The following is a 24,694-nucleotide window of genomic DNA, read 5'->3' on the forward strand; positions in this document are numbered from 1 at the left end:
TCCGGGCGGTGAGCGCCGGTCAGCTGACGGAGTCGCCCCCGCCGCGAACCGCTCGCCCGTTCGACGCCGGACCGCCCCGCGTCGGCGGACCGCCCCGCGTCACGGTCACCACGGTGACCGCCCCGCGTCACGGTCACCGTGGACCGGGCGGGTCAGCGTTGCAGGGTGAGGACGCCCGGCCGCCACGGCAGTTGGTCGTAGGGGCCGTTCGCCGAGGGAGACTTGCCCTGGTAGAGCAACTGCAGGTTGCAGGGGTCGATGGTCATGGTCTGGTCGGGGTTTTCGCGGACCAGGTCACCGTGGCTGATGTCGTTGGTCCAGCTGGCGCCGCTGTTGGCCTTGCCCGCGAAGGGGTTGCTCTCGCTGGCGGCCTGCGGGGTCCAGGAACCGTTCAGGCTGGAGGCCGTGAACGAACGGAAGTAGCGCTGCTCGCTGGCGCCCCGCGCCTCGACGATCATGAGGTACTGGTTCTGGCCCTGGACCTTGTAGACCTGCGGCGCCTCGAACAGGTTCTTCACCGTGTCGCTCATGATCGTCGTGTAAGACGAGCCGAAGTTGCCCGGGAAGTTCCCGATCGGCATGCTCGCCCGGTAGATCTTGCCGTCGTCTCCGGCGAAGAACAGGTACATGTTCTGGTCGTCGGCGATCAGCGTCTGGTCGATCGGGGCGGAGCCGGGGATGCTGCCGGTGAACAACGCCTGCGGCGCGGACCAGCCGTTGGGGTTGGTCGGGTCGCTCGACGTGCGGTAGAAGAAGGGCCACGCGCCCCACTGGGAGGCCAGCACCCAGATCTTCTTGGGCGCGAAGTAGAACAGCGTGGGCGCCACCGTCGCCTGGCTCATCCCGTTCTGGCCGGCCGACGCCATGTCCGACCAGTTCGTGAACGGAGTGAACATCATCGAACCGTACGACGATCCCGACACGTTCGACGCGTAGACCAGGTGCTTGCCGTTGTACACCACGTCGGTGAAGTCCTTCAGCGAGACCCATCCGTTCGCCGGCTGCGCCAGCGCGCCCGTCGACGTCCACCGGTAGGTGGACGGGAGGGAGCACGAGCCGGGAGGGGTCGTCCCGGACAGGCCGGTCCACTTCTGGTTGCTGCCGCCGTTGCACGTCCAGATCTCCACGGCCGTGCCGTTGGCCGTACCGGCGCCCGTGACGTCCAGGCACAGCCCGGACTCCACGCCGACGATCGTGCCGTCGGAGTTCACCCGCCACTGCTGGTTCGCGCCTCCGCTACAGGCCCAGATCTGCACCCGGGTACCGGCCGAGGTGGCGTGGCCCGGAACGTCCAGGCACTTGTTTCCGTACACGGTCAGCTGATTGCTGTCCGTCGACGTCCACTGCTGGTTCGTCCCGCCCGAGCAGTCCTGGATCTGCAGGTAGGCGCCGTCGCTCTGGCTGGAGTTCGTCACGTCGAGGCACCGTCCGGAGCCGACGCCGCGCAGGGCGCCGCTGGCGGCCGCCTGAGCCGGGCCGGCGACGAGCATCGCCGCGAGCGTGACAAGGACCGCGACCGCGGCGGCGAGCGCCACGGACAGAGGTCTGTGGCCGAGATTTCGTCTGCGCAGGGGAACCACGGCAGGGCGACGGCCGAAGCGTGCGAGCGGATTCATGCCTCTCCTCGTACGGTCGGGTGCGGGTGGGGGCGAGGGTGGGGGCGAGGGCGATGGGCGGGCACGGCTGGGTCCGGGACGCGGTCGGTTCGCGGTGCGTGACGCGGACCGAAGCGCCGAGCGCCCGGGGGTGGCCGGACGGGGCGGACCGGTGGTCCGTGAAGAGCCGTCGGCCGTGGCCCGGCGATGCCGCGCTGGACCAGGCCGTACGAACACAGGACGACAGGTGCGCCCGGCGGGCGGCGCACGGCCGAGGCCATGGCAGTGACCGTTGCCGTTGCCGTGGCCGTGGCCGTGGCCGTGGCGGTAGGTCTGGCCGAGGCCGTGGCGGTGTTCCCGACGCGGATGGCGTCGACGTCCGCGCAGCCCTGCCGGATCACCGGGCCCCTGTGCTCGCCGACGGCGCGCAGCGGCCCCCGGGCGGGAGCGGTTGCGACGCGGATGGCCTGTCGAGACCATGACATATGCATCGTGCGGCACGCCCCTTGCGGCTCGGCCGGTGCGGCGGGTGTGACCCGGTAGTGCCCTGCTGTGCGGGTGGAGCAGCCCCGACATGTTCGCCATATCGAACGTGAATCGAACTATCGAGCAATCCGGATGATAGGGAACGGGTGAACGGCGTCAATACCCCTCGCATGGTTCATGAGCCGAGCCGAAACATTCGCCGGATTCCGGTGCCCGAAACGCTGTGGTTCACGCAGATCGAGCGGCCGGGCTGTGCGGACGGACGTCGTATCCGGCGCGATGCGGGCCTCCCTCGCGGAGGGCGCCCGACAGAGCGGACCGCGTCTCCGGTCTCCCCGCCGTCCGGATTTTCCGAAGGGTGTCCGAAATTTCGGGCCCGCTTCCCGGTAGCGGGCCGTTCGGCCTGCGAGGGTCGCTGTTCCGGTCCGTTGTGAGATGTGCCGTGCGACAGGTCCGGGTCAGAGCCCGTCCGAGCCACCGAGGCCCGTGAGCGCGCCCACCGGGTCGTAGTCGGGGGTGCCGCGGGGCCACCAGTCGTCATGGCCCGGTTCCGACTCGTACGCGTACCACAGCCCGTCCTGTCCGTAGCGGAGCTGCACATGGCCGCGGGGGTGGGTGAGGTGGTTGCGGCGCGGGCGGAAGGCGGGGAGGTCGGCGGCGAGGAGGAGCGGGCGGGCCCGGTCGAAGCGCCCGGCCGGCGGATCCCAGGACTCCTCCAGGACGGTCAGCCCCTCCGGGCCGCCCTGCCGCCAGGCGGCCACCGCGCGCGCCAGCTCGGAGGGGGTGCGGCCGGCGGCGGAGGCGAGCGAGGCGTACAGGGAGCGGGTGGCGGCGGTGAGCCCGGAACCGGGCCGGGACGCGGCGAGCCGTACGGCGTCCTGCCAGAGGGTCAGTCCCCCGATCTCGTCGCGCCCCGTCGCCAGAAGGGCGTACGCACGGGCCGCCGCGTCCGTCGCGAGGTGGTCCAGCGCGAAAGAGTCCGGGCCGTGCGGAGCGGACGGGTAGGCCGGGGGCTGCTCGGGGTGCGCCGGCAGGGGCAGCGGGGCGGGGAGGGGCGGGAGCCGGCGCTCGGCGAGGGCTTCGGCGGCCCGGACGCCCGCCAGGGGCTCCGGCTGCTGTTCCTGCTCCTGCGCGGCGCGGGCCGCACGGACGGCGTTGCGGCGGGACAGATCGTCGAGCACCTCGCGTTCCCCCCGGCCGCGCAGCAGGAGCAGCACGAAGGGGTCCGCGTCGAGGAGACGCGCCGTCTGGTAGCAGAGGGCGGCCGCGTGCTTGCACGGGTGACCGCGGTCGGGACAGCTGCACTGCGGTTCGAGGTCGCCGGGACCGGGCAGCAACGGCACCCCGCAGTCGGCGAGGGACTCGGGCATCTCCTTGTCGAGCAGCGCCGCGATGTGCCCGGCGCGCTCGACGGCGGCGTCCAGGAAGCGCTCCCAGTCGTCGCCTCCCAGCGTGCGCAGCCGGACCTGCACGCGGTAGGGGCGGGGGCGGCTGCCCTGTACGTAGGCCAGGACCAGCCCGGGGGTGACCGTGATCGCGTCCACGTTTCCCTGCTCGGCGTAACCGCGTCCGCGCCCCAGCCGCTCGAGGTCCAGGGCGCCCTCTTCGAGCGCGGCGACCCAGGCCTCGCCCCACCAGGTCTCGGCGAAGGGACCGCCGGTGCGGGGCGGGAAGGGCGGGAAGGTACGGCGGTGGTCGCCGTCCCGGGAGGGTGCGGCCATGGAGCGGGGCGCACGGGACGGCTCGACGGCCCCGACCGGTGCGCTCTCCCCGGCGGCCGGGGAAGGGACAGTCGAGGAAGAGCCGGTCGGGTAAGAGGCGGCGGGCTCGGTGACGTGCGGGGCCTCCACGCCGGCTCGGGCGGCCGCGCCCGCCCGGGTGCCCGAAGTCGCCGCACCGGTCTCGGCGACCGCGGAGGACGCCCGCGTCTCGGTGGCACGGGCGGGCGCGCCCGCTTCGGCCGGCCGGGCGGAGGCATGCGGTTCGGTCGGCCGGGGAGACTCGGTCGGTTCGGTGGCCGGACGTGGGGTTCCCTCCGGCCGCGTCGGAGTCGTGGGGTGTGCGTCGGTGTCGGGATCGGCCGTTCCGTCGGTCGGCATCCGGAACGCGCCCGCCAGCAAGTCCCTCACCGCACGCGCGCGTTCATCGGCGACCGGGTCGGGGGCTCGGCTGTGGAGCCGGTCTCCGAAGAGCCGGTCCCCGGGATGTCGGGGCTCGGGGCGAGGGCGGGGACGAGTTCGCCGGCCGGTGCGCTCCCCCTCGCGTCCGGTTCCCTCCCCCGTCTCGGTCGAACCCTGCCGAGCCTGCGCGCGGGCAGCGCGCAGTGCCTCACGGGCGACGTCCCCGGGGCGTGGCCCGGTCGGGACGTGCGGGGTGGGTGGGACGTGCGGGGTGGTCGGGGCGGGTGGAACGTGCTGGGCGTGCGGGCCCTCTGCCTCCGGGGCGGTGTGCTCGGGTGCGACGGGGGTCGTGGTGCGGGAGGCGGCGGCCGACGGAGCCTGCGCGGCGGAAGAGGTGGCCGTCGTGGGAGACGCAGTCGGCGCCGAAGGGGTGCCGGGCGCGCGTCGCAGGGCCGCGCGGGCCGCGTCGGCAGGACCGGACGGACCGGACGGACCGGGGGCGGATCCTCCGGGCGTCCGGTCGGCGTGCGGCCGCCGGGTCTCGGACGACGGCCCGTCCGCCGGTCGGCGGGCCGCTTGCTCGGCCCGCCGACCGGGCTGCTGCTCGGGCGTCCGTTCCGTCGCGGACGGTGTCAGCGGCGACCGCTGCTGCCCGTGCGCAAGCGCCCGTCCCGGCGGCGGTTCCTGTCGGCGTTCCCGGGCCGCCCTCAGCGCACGGCGCACCTCGTCGGCCGGGCTGGACTCGTGTTCCGGCCGCACCGGCCCCGCACCGGCCCCGCCCGTACCGGTCTGTTCGGCGTCGGCCCCGGCCCCGGCCCCGTCGTCCGCTTCGACCCCGTCGACGTGGGCCCCGTCGGCCCCATCGCCGTGTGCCCCGTCGGTGACAGGCCCCGCCGTGGCAGGTCCCTCGGTGTCAGGCCTGGTGGTGACGGCGTCGGCATGTTCCTCGTCCGTCTCGCGCCGCGCGCCCTCGCTCTCCGCCATCACGCCTCCCTCCGCAGCCTGACCAGGTCGGACAGGTCACGGTCCGTGAGCTCGGTGAGAGCCGCCTCGCCGGAGCCGAGGATCGCGTCGGCCAGAGCGCGCTTGGCCTGCAGCATCTCGGCGATGCGGTCCTCGACGGTGCCCTCGGTGATCAGGCGGTGGACCTGGACGGGCTGGGTCTGCCCGATGCGGTAGGCGCGGTCGGTGGCCTGTTCCTCCACCGCCGGGTTCCACCAGCGGTCGAAGTGGACGACGTGGCCCGCGCGGGTGAGGTTGAGGCCGGTGCCGGCGGCCTTCAGGGAGAGGACGAGGACCGGGGTCGCGCCGTCCTGGAAGCGGTCCACCATCCGTTCCCGTTCCGGTACCGGAGTGCCGCCGTGCAGCAGCTCGACCGGGACCGCCCGCGCGGCGAGGTGGGCGGTGATCAGACGGGCCATTTCGACGTACTGCGTGAAGACGAGCGCCGAGCCGTCCTCCGCGAGGAGGGTGTCCAGCAGTTCGTCCAGCAGGGCCAGTTTGCCGGAGCGGGCGGCCAGGGCGTCGCCGACCGGGGCGTCGGCCTCCTTGAGATAGAGCACGGGGTGGTCGCAGATCTGCTTCAGCGCGCCCAGGAGCTTCAGCACCAGACCGCGCCGGGCCATGCCGTCCGCCGTCTCGATGGCCAGCAGCGACTCGCGCACGACCGCCTCGTACAGCGCCGCCTGTTCGCGGGTGAGCGGCACCGGGTGGTCCGTCTCGGTCTTGGGCGGCAGCTCGGGCACGATGCCCGGGTCGGACTTCTTGCGGCGCAGGAGGAACGGGCGCACCAGGCGGGCGAGGCGCTCCACCGCCCCGTCGTCCTCGCCGTTCTCGACCGCGCGCGCGTGCCGGGCGCGGAAGGACTTCAGCGGGCCGAGGAGTCCCGGGGTGGTCCAGTCGAGCAGGGCCCAGAGTTCGGAGAGGTTGTTCTCCACGGGAGTGCCGGTCAGGGCCACGCGCGCGGGGGTCCCGATCGTGCGCAGCGCCTTCGCCGTCGCCGAGTAGGGGTTCTTCACGTGCTGAGCCTCGTCCGCGACGACCATGCCCCAGGGGCGGTCGGCCAGGGCGGGAGCCGCCGACCGCATCGTGCCGTACGTGGTGAGGACGAAGCCGCCCGGCAGGTCCGCCAGGCTGCGGTCGGGGCCGTGGAAACGACGGACGGGGACGCCGGGCGCGAACCGCTGGATCTCGCGCTGCCAGTTGCCCAGGAGGGAGGCCGGGCAGACCACCAGGGTCGGCTCGGTGCGGGCCCGCTTCAGGTGCAGGGCGATGACCGTGATCGTCTTGCCGAGGCCCATGTCGTCGGCGAGACAGCCGCCGAGGCCGAGGGAGGTCATCAGGTCGAGCCAGGCCAGACCGCGCAGCTGGTAGTCGCGGAGCGTGGCGTCCAGGCCGGCGGGCGGCTCGGCCGGGTGCACCCCGGCGGTGAGTCGGTCGCGCAGGGCGGCCAGGGCACCGACGGGGACCGCCTCGATGTTCTCGCCGTCCACCTCGGCGGTGCCGGTGAGGGCGACGGACAGGGCGTCCACCGGGTCCAGCAGGCCCAGTTCGCGCTTGCGGGCCTTGCGCACGAGCGCAGGGTCCACCAGGACCCACTGGTCGCGGAGCCGGACGACCGGGCGGTGGGCCTCCGCCAGGGTGTCCATCTCGGCCTCGGTGAGCGGATCGCCGCCGAGCGCCAGCTGCCAGCGGAACTGCAGGAGGTCCTCGCTCTCGAAGAACCCGGTGCCGTCGGTCGCCGAGCCGGGCGCGGGCCGTACCACGGCGGCCGCGCTGAGGTCCTGCGCCAGGTCCCTCGGCCAGTGCACGGCGACCCCGGCCGCCGCGAGCCGGGTGGCCGCCACCCCGAGCAGGTCGTTCAGCTCGTCCTCGGACAGGGCCAGGACGTCCGGCGCGTCCTGTTCGGCGAGCCGGGCGAGGGGCGGCCAGACGCGGGCCGCGCGGCGCACGGCGAGCGCCGCGTCCACGCGGGCGCGCGCGCCGAAGGCGGCGTCGGCCTCGCCCGCCCACAGGGCCGCCGCGTCGGTCACCAGCGTGGGGTCGGCGAGGCTGTGCACCTGGACGATCGCCGCACCCGCGCCGCGTGTGCGCCCGCTGTCGTCGCCGACGTCGAACATGTCGTACGCGGACAGGTCGAGGCGCAGCGAGATCCGCACGCCCGCGTCCATGCCGGCGGCGACCTCGGCGGCCCAGTCGTGCGCACCCGGCAGGCGTTGGGGCCGTTGGTCGGCGAAGGGCTTTCCGCACGCGTACGGTGCGGCGGGGGTCCGGGGAAGGGTGTCCGCGACGGCGTCCAGGAAGGAGCGCATCAGGGCCTCCGGACGCGGCAGGCGCAGTGCCCCGCCGCCCGGGAGCGGCACGGCGTGGCCCTCCGCCGGGAGCGCCGCGGCGACCGCGCGCAGGTGTGCGATGTCCTCGGGGTCCAGCGGACCGGCCCGCCAGGCGTCGTGTCCGGTGGGCGTCAGGCCGGGCAGCAGGCGGCCTCGCGCGGTCAGCCGCAGCGCGTGCAGCGCGGCCGCGCCCCAGCAGGCGGTCGCCGGGTGGGCGGCCGGGTCGCGGCGGGCGCGCACGAGCAGCGGGAGCGCCTGGTCGAGCGGCAGGGACAGGGCGGGGGCCTGCCGGCGGCGGATAGAGGAGCCGTGCCGGCGGACGACGGTGAGCTCCGTGCGCTCCGCGTCGGTCGCCGCGGGCAGCGGGGCGTCCGACGGGTCCCAGAACGCGACGCGGCCCTCGCGCGGGAGGGGCGCGGGCAGGAAGACGGCGGCGAGCCGGACGCGGTCGGAGCCGGGCTCCGCCCGGGCCGTGCCCTCGAGCATGGCGCTCATGCCTTGTGTCCACCTCCCGCCCGTGTGCCGGATCAGTCGTCTTCGACTCTACGGGCGGCCTCTGACAATCGGCTCCGGCAGCCGTGCCGGCCCTCCCCCGGCCCCCCTCCCCCGGCGCTCCTCCGGGAACGCGGCCGGCCCGGCCCGGTCGGGTTCGGACCGGTCCGATGCCGCCTGACCCGTCCGATCCGGCCGCGTCGGACCAAGCCAGGTCAGGTCAGGTCAGGTCAGGTCACGGGACGGTGCGCGAGACCACGTAGACGAAGGGGTAGGTCGCGTTGCCCGTGTTCACCACCACGTCCATCGTGGGGTCGGGGTTCTTCTGTTCACGGACGAGGCCGAAGTAGTCGCCGGGGCGGGCGCCGGGCCCGGTGAACTTCCAGCCGGTGATGTCCTGGTCGCGGGCGCTGATGGCGATGTCGCCCTTCTTCAGGTCCGCGCGGCTGACGCCGAGGTGCGCGAGGAACTCGTCGAGGCCGACGTGGGTGGTCTGGAACTGGACGTAGAGACGGCTGGTCTTCCAGTTGTTCGTCTCGTAGTAGGCGACCTGGTTCGACGGGTGCGGGATCGGCACCTGGTACAGCCGGCGCTGGATCTTCGACGGCCAGCCCGCGGTCAGGCCGGTCGCCGAGTACTTCGCCTCCTTGTCCTTGCCGCTGTCGCGGCTCTGGTTGGCGGAGATCACCAGATAGCCGGCGGGGACGCCGATGAGCAGCACGATGATCAGCAGGGTGAGCGACCTGCGGCGGATCACGTGCCGGCGGTCCTCGGGCGGGCGGGACTGCTCGTCCGGGGACGCGGCCTGACGGGGCAACGAGGGTGTCATGCGAGGTCCGGGGTCGTACGGGGCGGGGCGGCGGTCAGGCCGGCGCCGGGACGGGGCGACAGGGCGGTCAGGCCGTGTCCTGGGTGCGGCGGGCCGCCTCCGTGAACCGTTCGAAGCGTTCGAAGCGTTCCACCCGGCGGCGCTTGGCGCGCCGGAACCGGCGGGCGACCAGGCGGGCCAGGTCGGCGGCTCCGACCATGCCGGCCTCGGGACCGAGCTGGGCGCGCACGATCCGGGCCTCTGGGCGGTAGCCGCGGCCGGTGAGCTGACGCTTGAAGGCGTCGCGCGCGGGGCTGATCAGCAGGTCGTCGGCGGCCGAGACACCGCCGCCGATCACGAAGCACGACGGGTCGAGCGCGGCGGCCAGGTTGGCGATGCCGACGCCGAGCCACTGCCCGATGTCCTGCAGCAGCTCGATGCACATGGCGTCACCCTCGCGGGCCAGTTCGGTGATCATCGGTCCGGTGATGTCGCCGATGTTGCCCTTGACGTGCTCGATGATCCCGTACGCCACCGGGGAGTCGGCGGCGGCCAGTTCGCGGGCCTCCCTGACCAGCGCGTTGCCGGAGCTGTACTGCTCCCAGCAGCCGCGGTTGCCGCACGGGCAGCGGTGACCGCCGGGCACGACCTGCATATGGCCGAACTCGCCGGCGACGCCGTACTTGCCGCGCTTGACCTGGCCGTCCTCCAGGATGGCGCCGCCGATGCCGGTGCCGAGGGTGATCATGACGAGGTGGTCCTCGCCGCGGCCCGCGCCGAAGCGCCATTCCGCCCAGGCGGCGGTGTTGGCGTCGTTGTCCACCAGGACGGGCACCGACAGCCGGCCGGAGAGCCGGTCGCGCAGCGGCTCGTTGCGCCAGGACAGATGGGGTGCGAACAGGACGCGGTTGCGGTCGGCGTCGACCCAGCCGGCCGCGCCGATGCCCACGGCGTGCACGTCGTGCCGGTCGGACAGATCCAGGACGAGTTCGGCGATGGTGTCCTCGACGACCTTCGGGCTCTTGGACTTGTCCGGCGTCTCCGTGCGGAGCTTCTCCAGGATGTTGCCGTCGGCGTCGACGACGCCCGCCATCACCTTGGTGCCGCCGATGTCGATGCCGACGGTCGGCACACGGGGCGCGGTCAGGTGCGAGCGGCGCTCCCTCGTGCCCACCGTGCGGAGCGCGGGGGCGCGGCGGGAGCCGATGGGGGCGCTGAAGTTGCCGTAGGTGCTCATCGCCGCCGATTCTGCCTCACCGCGGTGCCGGGTGCCGAGCGGGGCGGCGCGCCCGCGGCGAAGCGCAGGCCGACGCGGCCCGCGTCCGCGGCCGGTCCGCTCCCGCTCGTCCCGCGGGTCGTCGAGCCCGTCGCCGCCCGCCGCCAGCCGCCAGCCGTCCGCGGCGCGCCGTCCGCCGTCCGTCGCGTGACCCCTACGGGCGTGGGACGGGGCCGGCGGCCGTCAGAGCACTCGAAGTCACTCGGTGGCGCGCATGACGCTCAGTGGCGCTCAGTGGCTCTCAGTGGCGCTCACGGGCGCACGAGCAGCTGGAACTCGAAGGAGTAGCGGGTCGGCCGGTAGAGGTGGTCGCCGAACTCGACCGCGCGGCCCGTGTCGTCGTAGGTCGTGCGCTGCATGGTCAGCAACGGGGCGCCCTCGTGCTCGGCGAGCCGCTCGGCCTCGGCGGCGGTGGCGGCGCGCGCGCCGATCGACTGCCGGGCACTGTGAAGGGTGATGCCGGCCGCCCGCATCAGGCGGTACAACCCGGTCGTCTGGAGCTGGCCGGTGTCCAGGTCGAGCAGCCCGGACGGCAGGTGGTTGCACAGGTAGGCCATCGGCTCGCCGTGTGCCAGCCGCAGCCGCTCCACCCGGTGGACGTCGCTTCCCTCCGCCACCGCGAGCGCCGCCGCGACTTCGGCTGACGCCTGCACCACGGTGTTGACCAGGACCGTCGTCGCGGGCCGCTGTCCCGCCGCCTCCAGATCGTCGTAGAGACTGCTCAGTTCCAGCGGCCGCTTGACCTGGCTGTGCACGACCTGGGTGCCGACGCCCCGGCGGCGCACCAGCAGGCCCTTGTCGACCAGTGACTGGATCGCCTGGCGGACGGTCGGCCGGGACAGGCCGAGCCGTGCCGCCAGCTCGATCTCGTTGCCCAGCAGGCTGCCGGGAGTGAGCGATCCGTGCTCGATCGCGGCCTCCAGCTGCTGCGCCAGCTGGAAGTACAACGGCACCGGGGAGGTTCGGTCCACACGTAGTTCTAGCTGCACGGTCGGGTCCACTTCTGGTTTCGGCACGGCCCGAGCGTAGCTTCGGGGCCGGTTGACGGGAAGTCGTGTAGTTCGGTTGTCCGGACATACGCATTGACAGGGCACGGCCTGCGACGCCACTTTTGTTTCATGCGCATCGGGGTCATCGGGACGGGCCGCATAGGCACCATTCATGCGAACACACTCAGCCGTCACCGCGAGGTCGGATCCCTGATCCTGACGGACGCGAATCCCGCGCGTGCCCAGGAGCTCGCGCTGCGGCTGGGCGAGACGGCCGCTCCCGGGGTGGACGAGATCTTCCGGTGGGGCGTGGACGCCGTGGTGATCACGACGGCGACCTCGGCCCACGCCGAACTGATCGGTCGGGCAGCGCGCTCGGGCCTGCCGGTCTTCTGCGAGAAGCCGATCGCCCTCGATCTGGCGGGGACCTTACAGGCGATCGCCGAGGTCGAGACCGCCGGAACGATCCTTCAGATGGGCTTCCAGCGGCGCTTCGACGCGGGGTACGCGGGCGCCCGGGAGGCGGTGCGCTCGGGCAGGCTCGGACGGCTGCACACGATCCGGGCGCTGACGTCCGACGAGTCGGCGCCCTCGCCCGCGTGGCTGCCGGTGTCCGGCGGCATCTACCGGGACGCGCTCGTCCACGACTTCGACTGTCTGCGCTGGGTGACCGGGCGGGAGGTGGTCGACGTCTACGCCGCCGGGTCCGACGCCGGGCCCCCGATGTTCCGCGAGGCGGGCGACGTCGACACGGCGGCCGTGCTGCTCACCCTCGACGACGGAGCGCTCGCCACGGCGACGGCGACGCGGCTGAACGGCGCGGGCTACGACGTCCGGATGGAACTGGCCGGGGAGCTCGACCAGATCGTCGTGGGGCTGGACGACCGCACGCCGATCGCGTCCACCGAGCCCACCGGCCCGCCGGCCGCGGACAAGCCGTGGTCCGGGTTCCTGGAACGCTTCGGGCCCGCGTACGAGGCGGAGCTGAACGCCTTCGTGGACGTCGTCAGGGGTACGCGCCCCAATCCCTGCGACGGTCGCGAGGCCCTGCACGCCCTGCGGATCGCGGAGGCGTGCGAGGTGTCCCGACACGAACGCAGGGCGGTCGCCCTCACCGAGATCCCGGCGACGAACACGGGGTGACCGCCCGCCCCACCCCGCGCGGGTGGATGACCCCACCGCCCCGCGGCCGGCGTCCTGGAGACGTGCGCCTTGACGGTGGCGACGCTCATGAACAGTTCGGCGGCGGTGTCCGCGTCGGACAGGCCGGCCTCTCATGCCCGCCCGCTTCTCGTCCTCGCTCGCGGAGGTATGCCTCCAGTTCGGCCGAGCCGGACAGCATTGCGCGGCCGCGCGCGGACACCCGGGCCCGCCAGTCGCGCAGGGCGGCCTCCAGCGACTCCGTCCCGTCGGCCTCCCGCACCTGAGTGATGAGCGGGGCGATCTGCTCCAGGAGGTAGCCGCCGCGCCGGAGCTGGTGGGCCAGCCGGGCGTCCCGCACGTCGGCCTCGTCGTAGACCCGGTAGCCGGTCCGTGCGTCGCGGCGCGGGCGCACCAGCCCGGCGCGTTCCCAGGCTCGCAGCGTCGCGGGCCGGACGCCCAGCTCCGCCGCCAGCCGCCCGACGAAGCGGCCGGCCGGTCCCGAGCGGACGTCGGCCTCGGGCCCTTCATCCGGCTCAGGTCCGCGCAGGGCCCGTTCCACCGCCTCCAGGGTCCGCCGGTCGTCGCGGAGCTGGACATGACTGTCGTCGACGAGCCGCAACGCCTCGTCGACGGCGTCGGTGTTGACCGCCCGCATGATCGCCGACGCCGTCCGGTGTCCATGGCCGGGGACCAGGGCCAGGAAGGCGCGCAGCGCTGCCGCGTGCAGTGAGGTGTAGGCGCGATAGCCGTGGGGTGTGCGCGCCGCTGCCGGGAGGACGCCGGCCTCCTCGTAGTTCCTGACGGCCTGCGTGGACAGACCGTGCCCACGGGCCAGGTCGATCGGCCGCAGCCGCTGTCCGTTTTGAAGCTTTGACCCCATGGACCTGCCGAAATCGCGTGAAAGTTTCCACCGAGACTTCAACGATAGCGTTTCCTGCATGGCCACCGACTCTCCCGACGCCCCCGCCTCCACCCACTCCGCCGACGCCATCGCCGCCGTCGCCGCCACCGACGTCGACCACGCCGCCCGGCCCCTCGAGGCCGCCGCCGTCATGGGGTTGCTCCCGGCGCGGCCACGGCTGCTCGCCCTGGGTGAGCCGACGCACGGCGAGGAGACGCTGCTCGACCTGCGCAACGACGTCTTCCGGCGGCTCGTCGAAGAGGAGGGCTACCGGACGATCGCCGTCGAGAGCGACTGCCTCAAGGGTCTGGTCGTGGACGACTGGGTCGGTTCGGGCACCGGCTCGCTCGACGAGGTCATGGAGCGTGGATTCAGCCACCCCGACCTCGGGCTGGGCACGTCGGCGGCCAACCGCGAGCTCGTGCGCTGGATGCGGGCGTACAACGAGGGCCGGCCCGCGTCCGGACGACTGCGCTTCGCCGGTTTCGACGGTCCGCTGGAGATCACCCACGCCGCGAGCCCCCGTCAGGCCCTGACCGCCCTCCACGACTACCTCGCAGCCGGGGTGGACGCGGACCTTCTGCCCTGTACGGCGGAAGAGCTCGACGGCCTGCTCGGCGCCGACGACCGGTGGACGGACCGGGCCGCGATGACGGACCCGTCGCGCTCGACGGGGCGGTCGGCCGAGGCGGGCCGGCTGCGGCTGCTCGCCGACGATCTGACGACCGTGCTCGACGCGCAGTCGCCGCACCTGATCACGCAGACCTCGCGGGAGGCGTGGGACCGGGCGCGCCTGTACGGGCGCACCGCGGCCGGACTGCTGCGCTACCACCACTGGATGGCCGACGCCTCACCGGTCCGCATGACCCGGCTGTGCGCCCTGCGTGACGCGATGATGGCCGACAACCTCCTCGCCCTCGCCGACCGGGGACCGGTCCTCGTCCACGCCCACAACTCCCACCTGCAGCGGGCGAAGAGCACGATGCGGATGTGGCAGGGGCAGGTGGAGTGGTGGGGCGCCGGCGCGCTGGTCGGCGCGCGGCTCGGCGAGGAGTACGCCGTCCTGGCGACCGCCCTCGGCACGATCAGGCGACGCGGAGTGGACGCCCCGCCTGCGGACACCGTCGAAGGCCGTCTGTACGCGCTGGCGCGGGACCGCTGCCTGGTCGACGCGTCCCGGCTGGCCGCCTCGCTCGGCGAACCGCGGCCCGCCGCCCGTGTCTCCCCCTGGTTCGGCTACGCGCCCCTCGACCCGGCCCACCTCGACGCACACGACGGCATCGTGTTCGTCAGGGACGTCTAGGGCGTGTTTCGAAAGTCCCGTCTGCCCGGCGACGCCTGGCACGCACTCCCCCGGAGGGGGCGCCCCCAGCCGCGTTGTCGGGATCACCCCGATACATCCAGTATCGGGGCGACCCTCCGCCTTGCGATCGCACGCACCAGACGCCGCCGGGCCCGCCCTCCGGGCGGACGACGCTACTTTCGAAACGCGCCCTAGCGCGGCCGGGGCGCGGGGCCGGGACCGTCCTCACCGGTGGGCAGCCCCGGCCCCGGCACGCCGACGCGATGTCGGCGCACGCCGGCCTCGGTGCGCCCATCGCCCCCGCGGCCCGGCGCGGGGGACGCGTCGCGGTCACGGCTCAACGACGGCGCCTCGGCGACAGCGCGCTGAGCGTCGCGCACACCAGCGCCCCGAACAGCAGCCAGGCCCAGGGCACCCCGCCCGGCCGGTGTGAGACCGTCGCGTAGACGAGGGCGCCCAGGCCACCGCCCACCGCGAAGAACGCGAAACCGCGTAGGGCGAACCACCATCGGGGACGCGCTGTCACTGAGGTCATGCCGGGCATTGTCCCCTTCCGCGGAACACCGCACACCCGTGCGGGCGATAGGAATCGCCGACGCGCCGGACCGGATGCCCTCCTCGAAGACGGCCGTCAGCCGCTGAGCTCCTGATGGCGGGCGGTCAGGGCCGCCGCCCCCGCCTCCGTGAGGGAGCCGAACAGGCGCAGCCGGGAGATGCCGCCGTCGGGGTAGATGTCCAGGCGCGCGTGGGTGCCGACGGCGGGGGCCGGCAGGACGAAGCGGTGGTTGGTGTCGGGCTGGAGGCGGGTGCGCGGGAGGATCGGCGTCCACTCTCCGTCCTCGCCGTCCCTGACCGACACCGAGGCCCAGCCGGCGCTGTTGCCCTTCAGGTACGCCGTGTCGATCTCCAGCGCGCGGATCTGCGCCTGAGCCGTCAGACGGTAGCGGATCCAGTCGTTTCCCTGGTCACGGCGGCGACGGGTCTCCCAGCCGTCGTCCATCTTGTGGGAGCGGCCCGGCTGGATGGTGTTCGAGGCCGGCGAGTAGAAGAGGTTGGACGCGTCCTCCGCGCGGCCGCCGTTCTCCAGGGCGACGACGTCGAAGGCGCCGAGGACGGCCAGCCACTCGGGGTCGGGGACGATCTCGCCGTGCACGCGCAGCCGGGCGATGCCGCCGTCGGGATGCTGGTTGACCCGCAGATGCGTGAAGCACCGCTCCACCGTCACCGGGAACCCGTTCGCCGCGTGGCCGCCGACGGGTGTGCGCGGGACGAGCGTCGTCCATGTCACGCCCTCGCCGAGGAGTTCCCCGGGTGACGGCGAGCCGGACAGCCGGGCGCCCTCGACCGACACCGCCTGCGGATGGTTGCCGCGGAAGTGGGCCGTGTCGACGACGATGCCCCGGATCACCCCGGGGGCGCCGAGGCGGACGAGCGCCCAGTCGTGGTCCCCGGGGGCGGGCCACGGGCGGTCAGCGGCCGCGCCTCGCCTGCGGCGCGTCTCCCAGCCGTCCATGATCTTGCCCTTGTGCCCGAAGCGCTCCGGGTCGAACTCGGCGGGGCCGGGGAGGAGCAGGTTCTCCCGCTGGGCGAAGAACTCGTCGTTGGCGGCGACCACCGCGGCGCCGAGCCGCCGGTCGGCGAGGTCGGTGTGCCGGGCGAAGGGGAAGTCGGCGGTGCGGTAGTCCGCGTACGGGTCGCCGCCGCCGTAGGGGTTCGCGTCGCCGGTGAAGCTCTGTATCGCCGTCACGGTGATCAGGTCTGCCTTTCGGAGGTCGGCCGGTGCGGGTGCCGGCGCGCGTACCGGTGCGGGACGTCGGGTGCACGACGTCAGGGGGTACGGGTGAGGAGCCGGCCCTTCGGTTCGGTGAACTCGCCGTCGGCGAGGATGCGTTCGCCGCGCAGCCAGGTGGACTTCACGACGCCGCACAGGGTGCGGCCGGCGTACGCCGTGACCGGGTTGCGGTGCTGGAGGGCGGCAGGGTCGACGGTGAAGGACTCGTCGGGGGCGAGGACGGCGAAGTCGGCGTCGCGGCCCGCCTCGATCCCGCCCTTGCGGGAGAGTCCGGCCAGGGCGGCCGTGCCGGCGGACATCCAGCGCACGACGTCCTCCAGGCCGTGGCCCCGCCTGCGCGCCTCGGTCCAGACGGCGGCGAGGCTGAGCTGCAGGCCGGAGATGCCGCCCCACGCGGTCGCGAAGTCCGCGGTCTTCAGGTCGGCGGTGGACGGCGAGTGGTCGGTGACCACGCAGTCGATCGTGCCGTCGGCGAGGGCCTGCCAGAGCAGGTCCTGGTCGGCCGCCTCGCGGATGGGCGGGCAGCACTTGAACTCGCTCGCGCCGTCGGGCACTTCCTCGGCCGTGAGGGTGAGGTAGTGCGGGCAGGTCTCGACGGTGATGCGGACTCCGTCGGCCTTGGCGGCGGCGATGAGCGGCAGCGCGCTGCCGGAGGAGAGGTGCAGCACGTGCACGCGCGCGTTCAGGCGCCGGGCCTGGTCGATGAGCCGGGCGACGGCGGCGTCCTCGGCGACGCGCGGGCGGCCGGCCAGGAAGTCCGCGTACCGGGGGCCGTTCCGCTGTGGGGCGGCGGCGAGGTGGTCCGGGTCCTCGGCGTGCACGATCAGCAGGCCGTCGAACCCGGCGATCTCGGCGAGGGACCGGGCGAGACCGTCCTGGTCGAGGTGCGGGAACTCGTCCACTCCCGAGGGGGAGAGGAACGCCTTGAAGCCGAAGACGCCGCTGTCGTGCAGCGGCCGCAGGTCCTTGACGTTGTCCGGCAGCGCGCCGCCCCAGAAGCCGACGTCGACGTGCGCCTTGTCGGCGGCGACCCCTCGCTTGACGCGGAGGTGGTCGACCGTGGTGGTCGGCGGGAGGGAGTTGAGGGGCATGTCGACGAGGGTGGTGACGCCGCCGGCCGCCGCCGCGCGGGTGGCGGTCCAGAAGCCCTCCCAGTGGGTGCGGCCGGGGTCGTTGACGTGCACATGGGTGTCGACCAGCCCCGGCAGCAGGACGTCGTCCCCGAAGTCCTCCACCCGGGCGCCCTCGGGGGCGGGCGCCCGGTGGGGCAGTACGGCCGTGATCGTGCCGCCGGCGACCGCCACCGCGGCGGGACGCGTCCCCTCCGGGGTGACGACGCGCGTCGAGCGCAGCACCAGTTCGGCCTCGGACACCTCGGGCGCCTCGGACACCGGGACCCCTCTCTGCCGCCGTCGACTTCCACGCAACGGAATTCAACGTTCTGTTGAAAGAGTGTTCACTTCCGCCTCCATGCCGTCAAGGGCACACTCCTCCACAGTGCACCCGACGCCGCCACCTTGGACGTTTCCCTTCATCGGAACACGCATTCCGACAAGCGGAACGCGACCACGCGCCAGCCAGGGGGCGACGGACCCACGGGTAGGCTTCAGCTCTTCCCGCCGGTTTCGAAAGGAACGCGCCCGTGCCGACGTCCAGCGCCAGCACCACCGACTCCGCCAGGTCCGCCGGCGGAGGGGTCCAGTCCCTCGAGCGCGCCTTCGATCTGCTGGAGCGGATGGCGGACGCAGGGGGCGAGGTCGGTCTGAGCGAGCTGTCCGCGAGCAGCGGGCTGCCGCTGCCCACCATCCACCGCCTGATGCGCACCCTGGTGGCCTGCGGTTACGTCCGCCAGCAGCCCAACCGCCGCTACGCCCTGGGCCCCCGGCTGATCCGGCTCGGCGAGTCCGCGTCCCGGCTGCTGGGCACCTGGGCCCGCCCCTACCTGGCCCGCCTGGTCGAGGAGACCGGCGAGACGGCGAACATGGCGCTGCTCGACGGCGACGAGATCGTGTACGTGGCGCAGGTGCCGTCCAAGCACTCGATGCGGATGTTCACCGAGGTCGGCCGTCGCGTCCTGCCGCACTCCACCGGCGTCGGCAAGGCCCTCCTCGCGGGCTTGCCGGATCACGAGGTGCGCGCCCTGCTCGCCCGCACCGGCATGCCCGCCGCGACGGAGAAGACCATCACCACCCCCGACGGCTTCCTGGCCGCGCTCGCGGACGTGCGGGAGGCCGGATACGCGATCGACGACAACGAGCAGGAGATCGGCGTCCGCTGCCTGGCGGTGTCCGTGCCGGACTCCCCCACCGCGGCGGCCGTCTCCATCTCCGGACCGGCGGGCCGCGTCACGGAGTCGGTCACCGAGAGGATCGTGCCCGTGCTGCAGCAGGTGGCGGTGGAACTGTCCCAGGCCCTGGCGAACCCGGGGCCGGGGACGCCGAACCCGTAGGACGCACAGCGCCCGCCAGGGCGCGGACCCCGGGGGCTCCGGACGGGGCGACCCGCCTGCACGCTCCCCGCGCCCGCACGCCCCCGCGCCCCGCTCCCCGCGCCTCCAGGCTCCCCGCCGGGCTCCCGCGCTTCCCCACCGCGCCGCCGTGCCGCCCCGCAGCCCGTGCCGCCCGACGCCCTGTCCGCGCGCCCCGCGTCACACACCCGCGCTCGCTCGCCGCCAGGCGGTCAGCCGCACTCCGTCGTCGGCCCGCACGCCTCTCACCCTCGACCGCCCTCGACCGGCCGCCATCGGCCGCGGTTCAGCGCCGGGGCGGCTCCCCGAACAGGTCCACCGCGCGGCGCACGTCCGACAGACCCCTGGCCAGTGCGCTCACCGAGCCGACGGCGCCCGCGATCACCAACAGGGAGCGCCGTAACCGGGCGACCTCCGGGACGCCGCCGGTCGCCGTCGCGGCGAGTGCGGCGAGTTCGTCCTCGGCGATGACCCGGTCGGGGAAATCGGCCGGGTGCGCGGCGAGTTCACGCCGCAGCCGGGACACCGCGGTCCGCAGTCGCACCACCCTCTGATCCTCGTCGCCGCCGGTCACTGCCCTCTGCCCCGAGCTCCGCAGCACAGCTCTCCCCCCTCACGCGCACGCGAGCGCGCGTGGACGCCCCGTGACGTCCCGCCCCGTGCCCCGTGACGGCGCCCGGCGCCGTAGGACGCGCGGGCCAGTAAACGCCTCCCGACGCCGGGCGCGCCACAGCGCGTACCGAAATTCAGCCCCGGGAGGCCGCGCGGTCGACCTCCCGTCGGGTATGCAGGACACATGACGGACAAGGAAGCGCGGGGCGAGGACCCCGCTGTCGGGCTGCTGCTCGCCGCGGGCGGGGGCCGACGCCTCGGGGGGCGGCCCAAGGCGCTGCTCACACACCGGGGCCGTCCGCTGGTGGAGCACGCGGTGGGGGTGCTGCGCGCGGCGGGATGCACGCGCGTGCACGTGGTGCTGGGCGCGGCCGCCGACGTCGTACGGGAGCGGGCGCGGCTCGCCGGGTGCGTGATCGTGACGAACCCGCAGTGGGAGTCGGGCATGGGCACGTCGCTGCGGGCCGGGCTCGCCTCGCTCGCCGGGACGGGGGCGCGGGCCGCGCTGGTCTGCCTCGTCGACCAGCCCGGCATCGGGCCGCGGGCGGTGGCCCGGGTGCTGGCCGCCGGAGGGGACGAGTTCTCGCTGGTGTCGGCCGCCTACGACGGCGTCCGCGGCCATCCCGTCCTGCTCGGGGCCGGTCACTGGGCGGGCGTGACGGCGACGGCGACCGGCGACCGGGGGGCACGCGCCTATCTGGAGGAGCACGCGGAGGCGATCACGCTCGTCGAGTGCGGGGACGTGGCGCGGCCGTTCGACATCGACACGCCCGACGACCTCGCGCACCTCGGGTGAGGCCTCTGACGCTGCGCGCCGCCCTGCCACCCTGCCGCTCCTGCCGCCCCGGCCCGGCCCGGCCCGGCCCGGCCCGGCACGGCACGGCCCGGCACGGCACGGCACGGCACGGCACGGCACGGCACGGCACGGCACGGAGAGCCCCTACGTCAACAAACCATTGAACTTCCACGATAAGGAAACTATTCTCCACGAATCAGAGGGGTCTGCTCCCGCCGGGGGCGCGCTCGCCGAACCCGGTCCGACCGGCACCCGATGCCACCGCTGAAGGAAGTGACCGCTCATGTCCGCACCAGCGCCGTCCCCGCCGGCCGTCGTCGACGCCGAGCCCCTGCCGCGGCAGGAGGAGGTCCTCACCGAGTCCGCGCTCGCCTTCGTGGCGGAGCTGCACCGGCGGTTCACCCCGCGCCGTGACGAGCTGCTCGCCCGGCGCGCGGAGCGGCGCGCCGAGATCGCCCGCACCTGCACGCTCGACTTCCTCCCGGAGACCGCCGCGATCCGCGCGGACGACTCCTGGCGGGTCGCCCCGGCCCCCGCGGCCCTCGACGACCGCCGGGTCGAGATCACCGGCCCGGCCGACCGCAGGATGACGGTCAACGCCCTCAACTCGGGCGCCCGGGTCTGGCTCGCCGACTTCGAGGACGCCTCGGCGCCGACCTGGGAGAACGTCGTCCTCGGTCAGCTCAACCTGACCGACGCCTACACCCGGAACATCGACTTCACCGACCCGGCGTCCGGCAAGTCCTACGCCCTGAAGGACGAGGGCGAACTCGCCACGGTCGTCATGCGGCCGCGCGGCTGGCATCTGAACGAGCGGCATCTCGTCGACGCGGACGGAGCCGAGATCCCCGGCGCCCTCGTCGACTTCGGCCTGTACTTCTTCCACAACGCGCAGCGCCTCCTCGACCTCGGCAAGGGCCCGTACTTCTACCTCCCGAAGACCGAGTCGCACCTGGAGGCCCGCCTCTGGAACGACGTGTTCGTCTTCGCGCAGGACCGCCTCGGCATCCCGCAGGGCACCGTCCGCGCCACCGTCCTCATCGAGACGATCACGGCCGCGTACGAGATGGAGGAGATCCTCTACGAACTCCGCGACCACGCGTCGGGGTTGAACGCCGGTCGCTGGGACTACCTGTTCTCCCTGGTGAAGAACTTCCGGGACGGCGGAGCGAAGTTCGTCCTCCCGGACCGCAACGCCGTCACCATGACCGCCCCGTTCATGCGCGCGTACACCGAACTCCTCGTACGCACCTGCCACAGGCGCGGCGCGCACGCGATCGGCGGAATGGCCGCCTTCATCCCCTCCCGCCGGGACCCGGAGGCCAACAGGGTCGCCTTCGAGAAGGTCCGCGCCGACAAGGACCGCGAGGCGGCCGACGGATTCGACGGCTCCTGGGTGGCCCACCCCGACCTGGTGCCGATCGCCATGGAGTCCTTCGACAAGGTCCTCGGCGACAGGCCCCACCAGAAGGACCGGCTGCGCGAGGACGTCCACGTCGAGGCGGCCGACCTGATCGCCGTCGACTCCCTGAAGGCCCGGCCGACCTACGCGGGTCTGGTCAACGCCGTGCAGGTGGGGGTCCGTTACATCGAGGCGTGGCTGCGCGGCCTGGGCGCGGTCGCCATCTTCGGCCTCATGGAGGACGCGGCCACCGCCGAGATCTCCCGCTCGCAGATCTGGCAGTGGATCAACGCCGGCGTCGAGTTCGAGCACGAGGGAAGCACGGTGAAGGCCACGCCGGACCTGGCCCGCGAGATCGCCGCCGGGGAACTGGCCGCGATCCGCGAGGAGATCGGCGCCGAGGCCTTCGCGGCGGGCCACTGGCAGCAGGCCCACGACCTGCTGCTGAGGGTCGCCCTCGACGAGGACTACGCGGACTTCCTCACCCTGCCGGCCTACGAGCAGCTCAGGGGCTGAGCCGCTCCGGCGTCAGACGCCGGGACGGTCCGGGTGGCCCCGCTTCCGCCCGGGGACCGCCCGGGCCGTCGGGTCGTGTACGGCGTGCTGCGGCCGGCGGCGCCCTGTGCGGCACTCGGTCCGGAGGCGCTGCATGCCGCTCATCCCAGGTGCACCGACCAGTCCTGTTCCGCGGCCGGTCTGCCGTGCAGGTCGGGCACCCGCTTGAGCCAGTCCGGCCGGCCCCGCCGTGTCCTCGCCGCCCGGACGGCCTCCTCCGCGGCGAGCTCCTCCCGGGTGGGGAAGTCGGTGGGCAGCCAGGCCGCCGAGGCGCGCACGCGCGCGTGGAGGTGGTCGACGTACGCCCGGCGGACGTCGTCCGGGCTCGCGAAGCCCTCCTCGCCGGCCAGCCATTCGTCCGGGACGACCGCCGTGATCTCCCGCAGGAGGCCGGGGGTCACCCGGCCGGCCAGCTCCGCGTCGGCGGCCCGCACGTCGGGCGCGTACGAGCCGAGAGCGTGGTGCCGGAAGTCGTACGACCTCTCGGGTGCGGTGCCGTCCCAGCGGTGGTGGAAGACGAGGGCCGCGCCGTGGTCGATGAGCCACAGGCGCGGGGGCGCGGTCCCGAACGTGGGCCAGATCATCAGGTTCGAGCTGTGGACCGTGCGGTCCACGTTCACGGTGAGGGCGTCGAGCCAGACGATCCGGCCGGCCTCCAGCGGGTCCACGGGGAAGGCGGCCGCGACGTCCGGGGTGAAGTCCCGCGCGCCCGGCAGGAAGTCCATGCCGAGATTGAGGCCCGCGCTCGCGCCGTGCAGGTCGCGCACCTCCTGGTGGGGCTCGCCGTCGGCGATGGCCGGGTCGAAGTGCACGAACACCAGCTCGGGGAACCGGAGACCGAGCGCGCGGGCCAGCTCGCCCACGATCACCTCGGCGACCAGCGCCTTGCGGCCCTGCGCGGAACCGGTGAACTTCACGACGTAGGTGCCCAGGTCGTCGGCCTCGACGACCGCGGGCACGGAGCCACCGGACCTCAGCGGGGTCACGTAGCGGACAGCAGTCACATCGCGCAGCACACGGGCCAGCGTAGTTCAGGGACGGGCCAGCGGGTTGGGGAGCGGCAGATAGCGGGCGTCGGCCCCGTCCGCGCCCGTCCACCGCAGCAGCAGGTTGGTCTTGCCGGGCAGGGTCGGGGAGGCCAGCAGCCCGGCGATCTCGGGGAGGTCGTGGCGGGCCAGCTCCCGGCGCACCGCGGGCCACGGGCGGAACCCGGGGCGCCGCTCGGCCAAGGCCGCGGCGAGTTCCCACAGATGGTTCACGACCAGGCAGTACACCAGCCGCTCCCAGCCGGCCGCCCGCTCCACGTCCGACAGCAGCTTGACGCCCTCGGCGTCCCGGAACAGCGCCTGCACGGGCATGCCGTCCGCGTCGACCGCGACCAGGGTGTTCTGCAGGTGGGCCTCCAGGACGACGCCGTGGTCGGCGAAGGCCGCGAGGGCGGGCGGCACGACCGCGCGCAGATACGCCTCCCACCAGGCGGCCGGGTCCCGGACGTCGTCGAGCGGACTGCCGTCGAAGCCCTCCACGAGACCCGCCGCGAGCAGCGGGGTCGCGCCCGGCGTCAGGCGGCCGCTCAGGCCGTCGCGGACCAGCACGGCGAGTTCCTCGAAGGCGAAGGCGGCGGTGCGGTAGCCGCGGTCGCTCAGCCAGGCCGCCGGGCCGCCGATCGTCTCGAAGGCACGGGCCGTCGCCTCGTCGGTGCGGCGCAGGCGCAGCAGGTCGTGGCGCCACAGCCGCCGGACGTCGTTGGTGATGCGCACGTCCAGGCTGAACTTCAGGCACAGATCCCGCTCGGGCGCGTACACGGTGCGCACGGCGGCCGTCGGCCAGGCCTCGAAGCCGGTCGTGCCGAGCCGGAGCAGGCGGCCGTCGGCGAAGGCGGGCGCGAGCCGGGGTCCGGCCAGGTCGAGCTGCCAGGGGTGGGCGGGCAGCAGCCGGTAGCCGCGCGGGGCCGTGCCGAGGGCGTCCAGGGCCGAGACGTCCCCCTCCTCGACGACCATGTCCTCGCGCAGCCCCAGCAGGACGAGCGGGAAGCGGGCGTGCGCCTCGGGAGCGTAGGGCAGCCAGCCGGCGGACGGTCCGCCCCCGCGCGCCTTGGGCGCGGGGTGGTGGGGGTGGCCGGTGAGCAGCGACTGCTCGGAGCGCAGGTAGCCGCCGGCCGGCGGGGTGGCCTGCGCGCGTGCGGTGAGCAGTGCGGCGACCGCGTCCCTGCTGTCGGTCATCTCGGCGGGCAGGTCGGGGTTGGTCAGACCGGTGCGCCGGCGCAGCGTCTCGGCGACCAGTGCGACCAGTTCGGCGTGACCGAGGCGGTGCCAGGCGCCCGCCGTGTACAGCTCGGGCTCGGCGGGCCGGCGCCGCCCGCGTACGCGCAGGAGGCGGCCGCCGGGCAGCCGGTGAAGGAACCGGCCGTCGTCCGAGGGCGTCGGCGGCAGCGGTTCGGCGATCTCCCGCAGCAGACAGTTGAGCAGCGGAGCGGCCGCGAGGGCGTCGGCGCGCTCGGCGACGCCGGCGGCGCGCCGGGCGGCGACCGCCCGCGGAGCGGCCCCCACGGCCGGTGCGGCCTCGGCGGGCGGTGCGGCCTCGACGGGCGGGGGGATGAGGTCGACGCGATCCACTGGTTCCTGG

Annotated in this window: 18 protein-coding genes; 5 read left to right on the forward strand and 13 right to left on the reverse strand. The window is 74.1% G+C overall.

Annotated elements, in window-relative coordinates; genetic code table 11:
• Positions 1–152: 152 nt before the first annotated feature.
• From IE239_RS02050 to IE239_RS02075, 6 genes are all read right to left on the reverse strand, one after another.
• Positions 153–1,490 carry a non-reducing end alpha-L-arabinofuranosidase family hydrolase gene (locus IE239_RS02050; RefSeq protein ID WP_229877744.1) on the reverse strand — a complete coding sequence of 446 codons (1,338 nt, stop codon included), beginning with the start codon at positions 1,488–1,490 and terminating at the stop codon, positions 153–155.
• Positions 1,491–2,539: 1,049 nt separating this feature from the next.
• A complete protein-coding gene (locus IE239_RS02055; RefSeq protein ID WP_434095662.1) occupies positions 2,540–4,651 on the reverse strand; it encodes an SWIM zinc finger family protein in 2,112 nt (703 codons plus the stop codon).
• Positions 4,652–5,184: 533 nt separating this feature from the next.
• The gene (locus IE239_RS02060; RefSeq protein WP_190147724.1) at positions 5,185–8,019 is read right to left on the reverse strand and encodes an SCO1167/SCO6262 family helicase; all 2,835 of its coding nucleotides are present in this window, start codon (positions 8,017–8,019) and stop codon (positions 5,185–5,187) included.
• A gap of 241 nt (positions 8,020–8,260) precedes the next feature.
• Entirely contained in the window at positions 8,261–8,854 is a 594-nt protein-coding gene (locus IE239_RS02065) for a sugar kinase (protein ID WP_190147473.1), read from the reverse strand.
• Positions 8,855–8,921: 67 nt separating this feature from the next.
• A complete protein-coding gene (locus IE239_RS02070; RefSeq protein ID WP_190147474.1) occupies positions 8,922–10,070 on the reverse strand; it encodes an ROK family glucokinase in 1,149 nt (382 codons plus the stop codon).
• Positions 10,071–10,360: 290 nt separating this feature from the next.
• Complete coding sequence (locus IE239_RS02075) at positions 10,361–11,098, reverse strand: GntR family transcriptional regulator (protein ID WP_190147725.1); 738 nt, start codon at positions 11,096–11,098, stop codon at positions 10,361–10,363.
• A 129-nt stretch (positions 11,099–11,227) separates the two neighbouring features.
• On the opposite strand from IE239_RS02075, the gene IE239_RS02080 reads away from it, so the two are divergent.
• Positions 11,228–12,241, forward strand: coding sequence for a Gfo/Idh/MocA family protein (locus tag IE239_RS02080; RefSeq protein WP_190147475.1), 1,014 nt, complete (start codon positions 11,228–11,230; stop codon positions 12,239–12,241).
• An 85-nt stretch (positions 12,242–12,326) separates the two neighbouring features.
• Here the strand turns inward: IE239_RS02080 and IE239_RS02085 are convergent, their stop codons facing one another.
• A complete protein-coding gene (locus IE239_RS02085; protein ID WP_190147476.1) occupies positions 12,327–13,121 on the reverse strand; it encodes a TioE family transcriptional regulator in 795 nt (264 codons plus the stop codon).
• A 172-nt stretch (positions 13,122–13,293) separates the two neighbouring features.
• On the opposite strand from IE239_RS02085, the gene IE239_RS02090 reads away from it, so the two are divergent.
• Positions 13,294–14,445 carry an erythromycin esterase family protein gene (locus tag IE239_RS02090; RefSeq protein ID WP_229877748.1) on the forward strand — a complete coding sequence of 384 codons (1,152 nt, stop codon included), beginning with the start codon at positions 13,294–13,296 and terminating at the stop codon, positions 14,443–14,445.
• A 337-nt stretch (positions 14,446–14,782) separates the two neighbouring features.
• Here the strand turns inward: IE239_RS02090 and IE239_RS02095 are convergent, their stop codons facing one another.
• The 3 genes from IE239_RS02095 to allB all read right to left on the reverse strand — a co-directional run bounded on the left by IE239_RS02095 (position 14,783) and on the right by allB (position 17,610).
• A complete protein-coding gene (locus IE239_RS02095; protein ID WP_190147478.1) occupies positions 14,783–14,980 on the reverse strand; it encodes a hypothetical protein in 198 nt (65 codons plus the stop codon).
• 96 nt (positions 14,981–15,076) lie between these two features.
• Positions 15,077–16,192, reverse strand: coding sequence for an allantoicase (gene alc / locus IE239_RS02100; protein WP_190147479.1), 1,116 nt, complete (start codon positions 16,190–16,192; stop codon positions 15,077–15,079).
• A gap of 80 nt (positions 16,193–16,272) precedes the next feature.
• Positions 16,273–17,610 (reverse strand): allantoinase AllB, encoded by a 1,338-nt coding sequence (allB, locus tag IE239_RS02105; RefSeq protein ID WP_190147726.1) that lies wholly within the window; start codon positions 17,608–17,610, stop codon positions 16,273–16,275.
• A gap of 269 nt (positions 17,611–17,879) precedes the next feature.
• Between allB and IE239_RS02110 the strand changes: the two genes are divergently transcribed.
• Positions 17,880–18,686 carry an IclR family transcriptional regulator gene (locus IE239_RS02110; protein ID WP_190147480.1) on the forward strand — a complete coding sequence of 269 codons (807 nt, stop codon included), beginning with the start codon at positions 17,880–17,882 and terminating at the stop codon, positions 18,684–18,686.
• A 304-nt stretch (positions 18,687–18,990) separates the two neighbouring features.
• Here IE239_RS02110 and IE239_RS02115 read toward each other — a convergent pair whose 3' ends face one another.
• Positions 18,991–19,305, reverse strand: coding sequence for a DUF5955 family protein (locus IE239_RS02115; RefSeq protein ID WP_190147481.1), 315 nt, complete (start codon positions 19,303–19,305; stop codon positions 18,991–18,993).
• A gap of 195 nt (positions 19,306–19,500) precedes the next feature.
• Here IE239_RS02115 and IE239_RS02120 point away from each other — a divergent pair, with 195 nt between their 5' ends.
• Together IE239_RS02120 and aceB are read left to right on the forward strand one after the other, a co-directional pair.
• Positions 19,501–20,112 (forward strand): nucleotidyltransferase family protein, encoded by a 612-nt coding sequence (locus tag IE239_RS02120; protein WP_190147482.1) that lies wholly within the window; start codon positions 19,501–19,503, stop codon positions 20,110–20,112.
• Positions 20,113–20,395: 283 nt separating this feature from the next.
• Complete coding sequence (aceB, locus tag IE239_RS02125; RefSeq protein ID WP_190147483.1) at positions 20,396–22,030, forward strand: malate synthase A; 1,635 nt, start codon at positions 20,396–20,398, stop codon at positions 22,028–22,030.
• Positions 22,031–22,170: 140 nt separating this feature from the next.
• Here aceB and IE239_RS02130 read toward each other — a convergent pair whose 3' ends face one another.
• Positions 22,171–23,085, reverse strand: a complete 915-nt coding sequence (locus tag IE239_RS02130) for a HipA family kinase (protein WP_190147484.1) — start codon at positions 23,083–23,085, stop codon at positions 22,171–22,173.
• A 15-nt stretch (positions 23,086–23,100) separates the two neighbouring features.
• A complete protein-coding gene (locus tag IE239_RS02135) occupies positions 23,101–24,684 on the reverse strand; it encodes an IucA/IucC family protein (protein ID WP_190147485.1) in 1,584 nt (527 codons plus the stop codon).
• Between the last annotated feature and the right edge of the window lie 10 nt (positions 24,685–24,694).

This window comes from Streptomyces humidus, from assembly GCF_014649655.1.
Classification (GTDB): domain Bacteria; phylum Actinomycetota; class Actinomycetes; order Streptomycetales; family Streptomycetaceae; genus Streptomyces; species Streptomyces humidus.